Raw genomic sequence first — 11,992 nt, 5'->3', positions numbered from 1 at the left:
TCTTAGAGCAGAGGAGAACAGACAAGCATGATCCGAGCTTTGTATACGGCAGCCAGCGGCATGAGCGCGCAGCAACTCAATCTCGACACTATTGCCAACAATCTGGCGAACTCTTCGACATCAGGATTTCGCCAGCGTCAGCTGCAGTTTCAGGACATGATCTATCAGAACCTGGTGACTCCCGGCGCGGCGCAGAGCCAGCAGACTGTCTCTGCTGGTCTTCAGGTTGGTCTTGGCACAAAGTCGGCGGCAACTGAAATCATCATGACGCAAGGCGACCTGAACAATACGGGCAATTCCTTGGATCTTGCCATCCAAGGAAACGGCTTCTTTCAGGTATCGCGTCCTGACGGCACGATTGCTTACACGCGCGCTGGAAGTTTCCATTTGAATAATCAGGGTCAGATAGTCACTATCGACGGTGACCCGCTGATTCCCAGCATTACCATTCCGCCAAACGCAACCTCAATCACGATCACGCAGTATGGCGTAGTGAATGCAACTTTGCCGGGTCAGCAGAATCCGACGCAGCTCGGCCAGATTCAACTTGCCACTTTCGCCAATCCCGAAGGGCTGAACAGCATTGGTTCGAATCTGTTTACGGCGACACTTTCCTCCGGTCAAGCCGTGCTTGATACTCCGGGAGGTACGCAGGGCCTGGGAACTCTACAGCAGGGCTATCTTGAAAACTCGAACGTCGATGTTGTCACCGAGTTCGTCCAGATGGTGCTCGCACAGCGCGCATACGAAAGCAATTCCAAGGTCATTCGCGCTGCCGACGATATGTACAGCCAGGTAAACAATATGGCGCGGTAACAGCGATGAGACGAGTTCTGGTTCCATTTTCACTGGCGGTGCTATGGCTGGGGGCGGCGTCCTCTTCGAGTGCGGCGTGCGACGGCCACATGACTGGAAGTGCTGTCGATCATTACATCAGCGATGGCGTATTGCATCGCCGGTGGGCTGTCATTGCCGACTGCGCACATCCCGGCCGGCCATGGATCGCTAAAGAAACAACACCACCTTTTGAGCAAGTGACCATTCGGGCTGCTACAGCAGTACAGGTTCGACTACTGGTTGCCGCAGGCGCGAAAGTCATCCTCTGGAAAGATACCGGCGAATCCAGAATGCAGCTGACGGGAACAGCGTTGGAGCCCGGACGATTGGGCGATGAGATACGTGTACGTGTCGGTAATGCTTCAGGAGCAGTGATCGAAGGAAGGATCAAGGGAGCGACTCTGGTGGAACTGATCGGGCCAGTCAGGTGGAACTCGCAATGAGGCAAATCTGCACGGCAATTCTCTGTCTTCTATCAGGTGCAGTGTGCCTGGCTGCAAGCGCCAAGCCTGAGAAACAACCCAAACCCACACCACCAGATATTGCACTGAATTCCTATATTGAGCGCGTTCGTGCAGAGAGTGCAGCAGAGGAGCGCTCGCCTGGCGCCATATGGACTCCCGACGGCAGTCTGACGCGGCTTTCTGCCGATGTGAAGGCATCGCATGTGCACGATCCCATTGCTATTGTCGTTTCAGAAAGCCTGACTGCCTCCACAGACGGTACGGTGAAGAATTCCCGTGCGTCGAATGCCAGTTCGCAGGTTTCTTCGCTGCTTGGCAAGTTCAGCGGCGGAAATGCGCTCAATAACCTGTTAAATCAGACTTCATCTTCGGGGCTGAATGCGCAGGGGCAGAGTGTGACTGATTCGAGCCTGAACACTACGCTTGGCGGGGAAGTAGTCGATATGCTGCCTAACGGGATGCTCGTGATTCAGGCGGTACGGCAGGCGACATTCAACCAGCAGACACAGGTGATCAAGCTGCGAGGTCTGGTACGTCCAGAGGACATAAACACTCAGAACCAGGTGCTGTCTACCGCGATCACAAGCCTTGAGCTTGAAGTTGTCGGCAAGGGCATCATCAATGATTACACCTATCGGCCCAATGCGGTCGTCCGTTTTCTGCAAAAGCTTTTGGTTTTTTAGGGATTGCAATCCTATGCGTGATTCTATAACTCGACGTCTGCTTGTCGTCGCTCTGCTGTTCTTTGCTGCAAAAACGCTTGCAGCTGCTCCGCGCATCAAGCTAACGCGGGTGAAAGATGTGGCTACAGTTGAAGGCGTGCGCGACAACCAGCTTGTCGGCTATGGCATTGTAGTTGGACTTCGCGGCACGGGTGACAGCCAGCAGACGGTTTTTCCATTACAGACGCTGGTCTCGACACTCCAGCGCATGGGGATAAATCTGCAGCAGTCACCGCAGTATTCTCAGATGCGCACACAAAATATGGCTGCAGTCTTTGTTTCCGCTACACTGCCTGCTTTCGCGCGGCCCGGGAACAAGATCGACATTACGGTCTCTTCCGCAGGCGATGCGCGCAGTCTCGAAGGCGGTCTTTTATTGCTGACTGCGCTTTATGGACCGGACGGGCAGATCTACGCTGAAGCTCAGGGGCCACTGACCCTCGGCGGATATGCCATCGGCGTCAATGGCAACCTGCGGCAGTACAATCACCCAACCACGGCGCGAGTTCCGGATGGAGCGATGGTAGAGCGTGGCGTGCCGCTTGATCTTTCGCGGATGCATTCACTGTCGCTGCTGTTGAACGATGCTGATTTTCGCACCGCTGAGATGATGGCAGCAGCCATCGATAAAGAAATGGGGCGCCACTTGGCTCATGCAGTCGACAGCAGGCGTATTGCGCTGGCTATTCAGCCTTCGGAAGATGTTCCCGCCTTGCTGGCGCAGGTTGAGTCGGTCGAAGTAGAGACCTATCCGCGGGCCAAAGTCGTGGTGAATGAGCGCACTGGAACTGTGGTCATTGGTGGAGATGTGCATCTGCAACCCGTCTCCATTCTGCACGGTGGTCTGTCGGTCAATGTAGTGACGGAGTATCGGGTCTCGCAGCCCGCTCCGTTTTCCCAAGGAACGACGCAGGTTGTTCCCCAGACGACCATTCAGGCGCAGGACCAACCGGTAAACCGAATCGAATTGAAGCAGGGGGCTACTGTGGATGATCTGGTGCAGAATCTCCAGCAGATCGGGGCTTCAGCCCGCGATATTATTTCCATTCTTCAGGCGATGAAGGAAGCCGGGTCGCTGGAAGCCGAATTGGAGGTCTTATGAATTCCGTGGCATTGCCGCCGTTGTCTGAAAACAGTACACCTGTTAAACCGAACCCGAAGCTTGAATCAGCAGCACATGAATTTGAAGCTAGCTTGATGAAGGAATTTCTTAAGCCATTGCAGCAGGATAGTTTATTTTCCGATGAGGGCGGCGAGGGGGATGGCGATTCTTTGGGCAGCGCTGATACGTTGATGAGCTTTGGTGCGGAAGCCATGGCTAAAGGGATTTCAGAGCATGGAGGTTTCGGTATTGCTCGACAAATTCTCAGCCATTTCCAAGAGGCAATCGAATCTGAAAATATGGGTTCGCGTTCATGAGAAATCGCAGAGAATTGCCAGGCAATTGTTACTAAAGTTTCATCCTGACTTGCCGATAATGGCAATGAGGAGCAAGAGATGAACGTCAACGACGGTCTGCACAATCTGCCGGAGGTCCTGGGGGTAACAGAAACCGCGAGAGTTTCTCCGGTGCAACGGCAGGCGGCTTCGGCCAATTCTGCTGCAGTCGGGATACAAGATCGTACAGAACTCAGTTCAGCGGCAAGTCTTGCGAACGAAGCAATGCAGACATCCGATGTGCGCATGGACAAGGTAGCAGCTGTCCAGCAGGCACTGGCGAATGGAACATATAACGTGAGCCCCGGAGACGTTGCCAATAAGCTCATCGAGCAGATGTTGAATAAGTAGAGCATCCATGTCTCAGATCGGTTTTTCTCCGGTGCCCATCCTGTCTCTGCTGGATCGAGCGATCAAGGCATTGGCCAGAGCGGATGCAGCATCCACAGTTGAAGTGTTGTCTGATTGCGAACGGCTTGCTATGCCTGCTTCGCAAGAAGAGTTCAGCCGGGCGCTTACTCAGAAGGCAGTTTTTGAAAGATTACTGGAGCAAACGAGCGCAAATTTGCGTGTGCTTCACAGCAAGAGAAGCGAATTCCGTTATGGCCGTCATCGCGGTGATTCATAAAGAAGTCGAGAGCGAATACAGATAGAAGGCAATTGATATGGCGACACTGAATTCAGCATTCAGCATTGCAACCGGTGCACTTGACGCAGATCAAGCGGCACTCAACATCATTGCAAACAACACTTCGAACGCTAATACTCCCGGTTACACCAATCAGGTGCCGCAGTGGGAGGAAAACGATACGGTAACCATCAATGGTACTGGCTACGGACAAGGCGTAACTATGACCGGGCCGCAGTCGCAGCGCGATCTGGTGCTTGAACAACGCATCCAGCAACAGACACAGCTGCAGCAGGACAGCAGCGCCAGGTATACGGCTTTAGATCAGATACAGAGCATCTTCAGCTCGGCCACTTCTACGAGCTCTTCTGCTTCTTCGCTGGATATCGGGCAAAGCATTTCGAATTTCTTTAGTGCGCTTTCATCCTTACAGGCCGATCCAGCAAACACTTCTTTGCGTCAATCAGTATTAAGCGCTGCGAGTACTCTAGCAGCATCATTCAACTCTGCTTCTTCCCAACTGTCGAGCGAACAGGGCTCACTCGATCAGCAGACGTCGACGATTGTGAATCAGGTGAACGCACTCACGACAGCCATCGCGCAATTGAATCAGCAAATCTCAGAGCAGTCTCCGAATAGTGATGCCGGACAGCTCGAAGACCAGAGACAATACGATATCCAACAGCTTTCGCAACTGATTGGTGTCCACGAGATCACAACTGAAGACAATGGCCTGACGATCACGACGTCGAGCGGCGCCCCGCTGGTCGTGAAGGGAGAGGCATTTTCGCTAGGCACCTCGCTCTCTGGCGGCACGACACAGATTTTGGACTATCAAGGCAACAACATCACGTCGAGTCTTGCCGGTGCTGGTGGTCAACTGGGCGGTGTGCTGACGGTGCGCGACCAGGATATTCCGCAGATGCTGAGCAGTCTCGATACCCTAGCATTTGATCTGGGATCTGAGTTGAATACAGCAAATGAAGCGGGTTCAGACAGCAACGGCAATCCAGGCACAGCTATCTTTAATCTACCTTCAACCGCTCCTGGAGCTGCGAGTTCGATCTCAGTGGCCCTTACGGCCCCGTCGCAGATAGCTGCGGCAGCTACAGGTAATGGATCGTCGGATGATACGAACCTTGTGAGCATGTTGCAATTGCAAAACCAACCCGTCGTGGGCGGAGACACGCCTTCAAGTTATTATTCGAGCTTCGTCTCCGCACTTGGCAGCCTGGTCTCTCAGGTTTCGACAAATAACACGGCGCAACAAGCCTCACTGACGCAGCTGACATCGCAACGCGATTCGCTGTCCGCAGTAAATCTGAACGACCAGGCAGCAGCTCTTGAAAGCCTGCAACAGGCATATCAAGCGGCATCGAAGGTCTTCACTATCCTCGATACCGTTATGGCGTCTGCTATAAACCTTGGCGTTGAAACCACGGTTGCCTAAGAGGAAACACCATGCGATTCGATCCTTTTTATCTCAACAGCGCTGTTACTGCTCTCGATCAGACTTCGGCGATGCAACAGCAGCTTACTACCGAGCTTTCAAGCGGAGTACGCGTCAATTCCCTGAGCGATGATCCGGTGGCGGCCGGTCAAAATGTTCTGCTCTCGTCGCAGCTAAATCTAGATGTCAGCTTTTCGCAGACACAGAACTCTGTTGTTGGCAGACTGCAGGTGGCCGACTCCACTCTCGGCAGCGTGGTTACGCAACTGACTCAGGCACTTTCGCTGGCGACGCAGGCTAACAATGGAACATTGAATGCGAGCGACTTACAGTCGATCGGGACGCAACTCTCTGGCATACGCGATGAGATTGTTTCGCTTGCGAATACAACCTACATGGGCGAGTATATTTTCTCCGGAAGTGCAGGCACGACCGCACCTTTCGCATTGGATACATCGGCAACACCGAATACCGTTACATATAACGGAGATTCTGTCGTCTCATATGTCATGACATCCGGTGGGCAGAAGATCCAGGCCAATGTTCCGGGCAGTGATATTTTCGCTGATGGAACCTATAACGTCATTCAGACGTTGAACAGTCTTATTTCTGATTTTTCCTCAGGCACCGCTTCAGCAAGCGCTGTCTCTGACACGACAGCTTTGAGCTCAGCGTTGAACTATGTAGGTCAGCAGCGGGTAAACATTGACAACTCGATCACGCAGCTTGAGGCTGGGCAAAGCCACTCACAGACTGAGAGCACACAGATCACTGCCGCACAGACCAGCTTGATGCAGGCCGATGTGGCCCAGATTTCCACCCAGCTCAGCATGGCTGAAACCCAGCAGACCGCATTGACGCAAGTCATCAATCTGCTCGAAAAGAACAATGGAAACCTCTTTAGTCTGTTGTAATGGGAAAAGGCTGAAGCAGAAAGTAATGATTCCTCATAATGATTAGCTGTTTTCGGAGCCAGGACGGCTTCGCCGATAGCTCCGCCCACGGCTCTTCAAAAGGAAGACCTCGCGGCAGAACGGGCACTCCCACGGATACAGGCCGAGTCTTGGATAAACATGCTCCTGCATGAAACCGCGGCGTTGAACTCGGACCATTTCGACGTGTTCGCAGTTAGGGCAACGGCGTTTCGCCTTGTTCATGAGTTGCTTTAAGTCCCCGAAATCCCGATAAAAAATAACATCGAAGCGTAATAATAGCGCAAATTTAGACACGCTGCTTATGCTTCGGGTCACAAAATATGTCTATTTTAGTTATAGATTTTTTGTGTCTTGACAAGCAGGAGAAACTAACAGAACTGTTCAGATTAAAAAGGGAAGAGGAGGGCCCGCCGGAGTTAAGCTGTCCGGCCGAGCCGTGCGCTGGTCATCGATTGCGCCAGCTCAATCAATTCACTGGGAGGGATCGGTTTCAGGCGGTAGAAAACATTCAGATTCTGGTATTCGGTTTCCCCTTCAGGGAGTCCGCTAAGAACCAGAATGGGTAAAGCAGGGAATCGCCGGCGAAGCTCTGCTACAAGCTGTGGCCCATTCATCTGAGGCATCAAATGGTCAGTGATGACCAACCCTACACGATGCGCAAATTCAAGATCGTCCAGGATGTAGAGTGCTTCCTGGGCGTCCTTGGCAATCAGTACATTATGACCGGCGCTTGCAAGTATGGCTTTTCTGGTCATAGCTTGCACTGCATCATCATCAACCAGAAGTATTGTTAGGGGCATATCTGCATAACTGGGGAAAATAATTCCAACTGATAAAAACTGATGCCACTTTTCTGACAGCAGTTGTATTTGGGTGCTTTTATTTCTTCGAGTGAGTGCTAATACCAGCCAAATTACATGCTCGCCAATACAGAGTCAACTCCTTTAGCCGCGAGTGTGGAGCGAAAATAATCCAGGCTGAGTTTGAGGCCTGTTTCGAGATCAATTTTCGGTTCCCAGTCCAGAAATTGTTTTGCCCGGGTAATGTCCGGTTTGCGCTGCGTAGGATCATCCTCTGGGAGAGGTTCATAGACGATCTTGCTCTTCGAGCCGGTTACGCGCAGTACTGCCTTGGCGCAATCGAGAATCGTCCATTCATTCGGGTTTCCAATATTAACGGGCAGGTTTACATCGGAACGAGAGAGACGCAGGAATCCGTCTATTTCATCAGACACATAGCAGAAGCTGCGTGTCTGACCTCCATCACCATAAACTGTCAGATCCTGGCCCTGCAGGGCCTGAACCATAAAGTTAGAGATTACACGGCCATCATTGGCTTGAAGGCGAGGGCCATATGTATTAAAGATGCGGGCGAGCCGGATATCCACTTTGCGGTAGCGGTGGTAAGCCATGATGAGGGCTTCAGAAAAGCGCTTGCCTTCGTCATAAACAGAGCGTGGTCCGATAGGGTTTACGTTGCCCCAATACTCTTCGGTTTGCGGATGGACCGTAGGGTCGCCGTAGCACTCTGAAGTGGATGCGTGCAGGAACTTGGCCTGATATTTATGTGCGATTTCAAGCGCGTTGCGGGTTCCGTAGGAGCCGACTTCCAGGGTTTCTATTCCTAGACGGCTGTAATCCTGTGGACTGGCCGGCGAAGCGAAGTTGAAAATGTAGTCCACCTTGCCAAAGTCAAAGGATGTACAAATGTCGTGCTTGCGAAACTCGAAGCGTGGTTCATTCCGGTGCTGCTTCAAGTTTTCGAGCGTACCTGTGCAAAGATTGTCGATTCCGATGACTGAATGGCCTTCGCCAAGAAGAGCGTCTGTAAGATGAGAGCCGAGAAATCCTGCTGCACCGGTAACGAGAACTCGCATAGTCAATGGTTTGTCTCTCGAAAAAGGAATGAGTTTAGACGCCGCCTTAAGCGGTTGAACAAACTAGCCCTAGAATTCATGCGGGACTAGGTCTCTAGGATAGCAGGGGGAAACTTTGGGGTTGCATGTATACTCCGGCTATTCCCAGCAGTAGTGTTATGAGCCTTTTCCCGGAGACTCCTGATGATTTCCGCACCTAAACTGCTTTTGCTTGGTTCATGCCTTCTTTCTTCTCCCCTTTCAGCACAGACCTTCACCATTGAGCAGGCACTGAGTGCTCCGTTCAATTCACTTCTGACAGCAGCTCCTGCGAAGAGCCGATTTGTCTGGATCAGTGACCAGCAGGGGCGGCGCAACGTGTGGGTTGCCATCAAGGACGGCAGTGGCAAAAGTTACACTGCGAATCAGCTCACTAAGTATTCCGATGATGACGGGCAGGAGATTAGCGGGCTTGCCTGGACTCCGGATGCTGAGACAGTGCTTTATGTGCGCGGTGGCGACTCCGAGTTTCCGGGAAAGCCTGCACCGAATCCAGCATGGATATCGGCTGGTGTTGAGCAGCAGATATGGATGGTTTCCGCTCACGGTGGTGAGCCGCACAAGCTGGCGGATGGGAGTGATCCGGCGGTGTCTCCTGATGGTGATTTTGTTGCGTATCTGTTGAAGGGGCAGATATGGGCAATTCCGCTGAAAGACCCAAATGCGAAACCGGAACAATTGCTCCATACGCGAGGTGGCGCTTCGTCGCTTTTGTGGTCGCCGGATGGAAAATTCCTGGCGTTTGTCAGCCGGCGTGAGGACCACAGTTTTATTGGTCTGTATGTTCGGGAGACGAAAACGCTGCGGTATCTCGATCCGGGAACCGATCATGATGGAGAGCCTGTCTGGTCACCGGACAGTAAGAGCATTGCCTTTGTCCGCGTTCCGTTCAGCAAGCATGCTGCTCTTTTCGGGCCGAAGAGGACCGATATTCCATGGTCGATTCGTGTTGCTGACGCCGAGAGCGGGCATGGACACGAAATATGGCGCGCGCAGGAAGGCATGGGCAGCGTCTTTCATGAAACGGAGAGCAAGCATCAGCTGATCTGGAGCAGCAGTCATTCGATCATCTTTCCCTGGGAGCGCGATGGATGGCTGCATCTTTATTCCGTTTCTGAAAATAGCGGTGAAGCAAAGCTTCTGACTCCTGGTGAATTTGAAGTGGACAGCGTCACCAGTAATCCAGATGGGAAGTCAGTTGTTTACTCATCGAACCAGAATGACATTGACCGCAGGCATATCTGGAAGATCGATACTGCTTCCGGCCACGTGGCTGAGTTGACCCATGGTGATGGGATTGAAACCTTTCCTGCCGTGTCAGGTGAGAGCATCGTTGTCCTGCGCTCCGATGTTCGTGTGCCGATTCGTCCTGCTGCGGTGGAAGCGAACGGCGCATTGCAGGACCTTGCTCCGCAGGCGGTGCCGGCATCATTTCCAGCGAGCAGCTTTGTTGTTCCTCAGCAGGTGATTCTGTCAGCTGCTGATGGCCTGCGGATTCATGGGCAGCTGTTTTTGCCGAAGAATGCCGGTGACGGGCATCGACATCCAGCGGCGATTTTCTTTCATGGCGGATCGCGGCGCCAGATGCTGCTGGGCTGGCATTACATGCAGTACTACTCGAATGCTTATGCGATGAACCAGTACCTGGCCAGCCTGGGGTACGTCGTGCTGTCAGTGAATTATCGCAGCGGCATCGGGTATGGCGAGGAGTTTCGCGAAGCATTGAATTATGGTGCGACGGGAGCGAGCGAATTCAACGATGTTCTGGGGGCCGGGCTATACCTGCGCTCGCGTTCTGATGTAGATCCTGCCCGCATTGGGGTGTGGGGCGGCAGCTACGGAGGGTACCTGACGGCCCTTGCCCTGGCGCGCGCTTCGAATCTCTTTGCTGCCGGGGTGGACATGCATGGGGTCCATGACTGGAACCTGGAACTGGGCAACTGGCTGCCAGCGTACGATCCTTCGGCTGACCCGGAAGCGGCGCGGGTGGCCTGGAATTCGTCTCCGCTATCGTCGGTGAACACGTGGCGTTCCCCGGTGCTGCTGATTCAGGGGGACGATGACCGCAACGTACAGTTCTCGCAGACCGTGCAATTAGCGGAAGCTCTACGAAAGCAGAAAGTGGAGATAGAGGAGCTGGTCTTTCCGGATGAGATTCATGACTTTTTGTTGCACCGAGATTGGGTGGCTGCCTATAACGCCAGTGCTGAGTTCTTTGGGAAGCACCTGAAATAAGCTAGTGGGGACCCCACCCCCTATGTTTTGTACGGGGATTGTTTATTTTCATTGATTTACGGGAGATAGTTCATTACGGAGATCGTTTGTTTTCAGTGAGTTAAGTTTTTTGCTTTTTCTGTCCGGTTTACACGGATCGTTTACTTTCAATCAATTACGCACTCAAACTTAAAGGGCATGACTTATGAGCCATGCCCTTTTCTTTGATCTAATTCCAGAATAGCAAATTCAGGCATAATTCCCTGCAAGTATTTTGACTGAGTAAGTCTATTGAAATCTGGTGATTGCTGAATTTGTCCATTCCCAGGGGCTTGACACGACTTACGTGGAGTTGAAGCTTCAAGCAATTGTCAAAAAAGGAGGAGATCCGAGATGAAACCGATTGTTGATTTTGGGCGTTTTAAAGTGCTGGAAATCGCACAGCAGTTTCCCGAGACTGCGGACACCCTGCTTCTGGATACCTATCTGACAAATGAAGAAGCAGCGAGTGCACGTATATTCCGGGTGTACAGAGGTACCCCTCCTCACTATCACGAAGGAAGCGACGAATACCTGTACGTGCTTTCCGGCAAGGGCACATTCTGGATGGGGGATGCATCGAACAGCGGGGAGTTCGCTCCTGGTGACTTTCTGTTCTTCAAGCGCCGCACAATACATGCGCTCCCTGAAATTTTTGAGGAGCCAGTGGTTTTCCTTTCCATTGACGCGCCGCGGCGAGATCCCAAAGACATTATTTTTGTGAATCCGGAAGATGGCACTCCGGAGAGCTTTATCAAAGGAGCCTGAATCGGTTTCAGGCTCCCCTGGCGGGGTCCTTTCTAGAAATGCACTGCTGTAATCCATAGATCCTAATTCCATAACATTTCCCCTTGACATTCGACCTGAGCGTGTTTAGCTTTAGGTCGAATGACGACTAGAGAATCGGACGAACAACTGGAGCTTCTGCAGGGGACGCTGGATCTGCTCATCCTGCAGACGCTTGCATTTGGACGTGCGCATGGTCATGCCATTGCGCGATCTATTGAGCACAGGTCGGAAGAAGTGCTGCAGGTGGGGCACGGGTCACTCTATCCTGCGCTGCAGCGGCTGATGAAGCTCGGGCTTATTGTGGCGGAGGACGGCGTCTCGGAGAACAACCGCAAGGCGAGGTTCTACCGGCTTACGGCGAAAGGCAGGGAGAAATTGTCGCGCGAAACATCGAAGTGGCAGCGGCTTTCGCGTGCGATTGCCCGCATTCTATCGCCGGTTTAATTGCGTATTAAAGCCTACCGCAGAGGACGGAGTTTGCGCAGAGAAATTTTCACCACCCTGCGGCTTTGCTCAGGGTTGGCTCCGACCGCAGAGAACACAGAGGCTTTTTCACAGAGGG

The 11,992-nt window shown here is 52.6% G+C and carries 14 protein-coding genes; 12 read left to right on the top strand and 2 right to left on the bottom strand.

All coding sequences use genetic code 11. The features are described 5' to 3' along the window. The first annotated feature begins 27 nt into the window (after nucleotides 1-27). The 9 genes from flgG (at nucleotide 28) to flgL (ending at nucleotide 6,452) form a co-directional block, all read left to right on the top strand. Nucleotides 28-816 carry a flagellar basal-body rod protein FlgG gene (gene flgG / locus AC5S16_RS09185; RefSeq protein WP_493929756.1) on the top strand — a complete coding sequence of 263 codons (789 nt, stop codon included), beginning with the start codon at nucleotides 28-30 and terminating at the stop codon, nucleotides 814-816. Between the two features lie 5 nt (nucleotides 817-821). Continuing rightward, the gene (locus tag AC5S16_RS09180) at nucleotides 822-1,280 is read left to right on the top strand and encodes a flagella basal body P-ring formation protein FlgA (protein ID WP_493929755.1); all 459 of its coding nucleotides are present in this window, start codon (nucleotides 822-824) and stop codon (nucleotides 1,278-1,280) included. After that, complete coding sequence (locus AC5S16_RS09175; RefSeq protein ID WP_493929754.1) at nucleotides 1,277-1,984, top strand: flagellar basal body L-ring protein FlgH; 708 nt, start codon at nucleotides 1,277-1,279, stop codon at nucleotides 1,982-1,984. The genes AC5S16_RS09180 and AC5S16_RS09175 overlap by 4 nt, the downstream gene beginning before the upstream one ends. Before the next feature lie 13 nt (nucleotides 1,985-1,997). Further along, a complete protein-coding gene (locus AC5S16_RS09170; RefSeq protein WP_493929753.1) occupies nucleotides 1,998-3,125 on the top strand; it encodes a flagellar basal body P-ring protein FlgI in 1,128 nt (375 codons plus the stop codon). Further along, a complete protein-coding gene (locus AC5S16_RS09165) occupies nucleotides 3,122-3,442 on the top strand; it encodes a hypothetical protein (RefSeq protein WP_493929752.1) in 321 nt (106 codons plus the stop codon). Before AC5S16_RS09170 ends, AC5S16_RS09165 begins: the two co-directional genes overlap by 4 nt. Nucleotides 3,443-3,520: 78 nt before the next feature. Further along, on the top strand, nucleotides 3,521-3,811 hold the full coding sequence (flgM, locus tag AC5S16_RS09160) for a flagellar biosynthesis anti-sigma factor FlgM (RefSeq protein ID WP_493929751.1): 291 nt from the start codon (nucleotides 3,521-3,523) through the stop codon (nucleotides 3,809-3,811). Nucleotides 3,812-3,818: 7 nt separating this feature from the next. Beyond that, the gene (locus tag AC5S16_RS09155; protein ID WP_493929750.1) at nucleotides 3,819-4,088 is read left to right on the top strand and encodes a hypothetical protein; all 270 of its coding nucleotides are present in this window, start codon (nucleotides 3,819-3,821) and stop codon (nucleotides 4,086-4,088) included. A gap of 37 nt (nucleotides 4,089-4,125) precedes the next feature. Beyond that, nucleotides 4,126-5,538 carry a flagellar hook-associated protein FlgK gene (flgK, locus tag AC5S16_RS09150; protein WP_493929749.1) on the top strand — a complete coding sequence of 471 codons (1,413 nt, stop codon included), beginning with the start codon at nucleotides 4,126-4,128 and terminating at the stop codon, nucleotides 5,536-5,538. A gap of 11 nt (nucleotides 5,539-5,549) precedes the next feature. Beyond that, nucleotides 5,550-6,452, top strand: a complete 903-nt coding sequence (gene flgL / locus AC5S16_RS09145) for a flagellar hook-associated protein FlgL (RefSeq protein WP_493929748.1) — start codon at nucleotides 5,550-5,552, stop codon at nucleotides 6,450-6,452. Between the two features lie 437 nt (nucleotides 6,453-6,889). On the opposite strand, the gene AC5S16_RS09140 is transcribed toward flgL, so the two are convergent. Beyond that, nucleotides 6,890-7,273, bottom strand: a complete 384-nt coding sequence (locus AC5S16_RS09140) for a response regulator (protein WP_493929747.1) — start codon at nucleotides 7,271-7,273, stop codon at nucleotides 6,890-6,892. A gap of 113 nt (nucleotides 7,274-7,386) precedes the next feature. After that, the gene (locus AC5S16_RS09135) at nucleotides 7,387-8,349 is read right to left on the bottom strand and encodes a UDP-glucuronic acid decarboxylase family protein (protein ID WP_493929746.1); all 963 of its coding nucleotides are present in this window, start codon (nucleotides 8,347-8,349) and stop codon (nucleotides 7,387-7,389) included. 183 nt (nucleotides 8,350-8,532) lie between these two features. On the opposite strand from AC5S16_RS09135, the gene AC5S16_RS09130 reads away from it, so the two are divergent. The 3 genes from AC5S16_RS09130 to AC5S16_RS09120 all read left to right on the top strand — a co-directional run bounded on the left by AC5S16_RS09130 (nucleotide 8,533) and on the right by AC5S16_RS09120 (nucleotide 11,874). Further along, the gene (locus AC5S16_RS09130; RefSeq protein ID WP_493929745.1) at nucleotides 8,533-10,623 is read left to right on the top strand and encodes a S9 family peptidase; all 2,091 of its coding nucleotides are present in this window, start codon (nucleotides 8,533-8,535) and stop codon (nucleotides 10,621-10,623) included. Between the two features lie 372 nt (nucleotides 10,624-10,995). Then, nucleotides 10,996-11,409 carry a cupin domain-containing protein gene (locus AC5S16_RS09125; protein ID WP_493929744.1) on the top strand — a complete coding sequence of 138 codons (414 nt, stop codon included), beginning with the start codon at nucleotides 10,996-10,998 and terminating at the stop codon, nucleotides 11,407-11,409. Between the two features lie 120 nt (nucleotides 11,410-11,529). Further along, nucleotides 11,530-11,874 (top strand): PadR family transcriptional regulator, encoded by a 345-nt coding sequence (locus AC5S16_RS09120; protein ID WP_493929743.1) that lies wholly within the window; start codon nucleotides 11,530-11,532, stop codon nucleotides 11,872-11,874. Nucleotides 11,875-11,992 lie beyond the last annotated feature (118 nt).

The sequence above is a fragment of the Acidobacterium sp. FHG110202_01 genome (assembly GCF_059115305.1).
The sequence above is the reverse complement of the archived record's forward strand: the minus strand, read 5'-3'. Positions and strand labels throughout refer to the sequence as shown.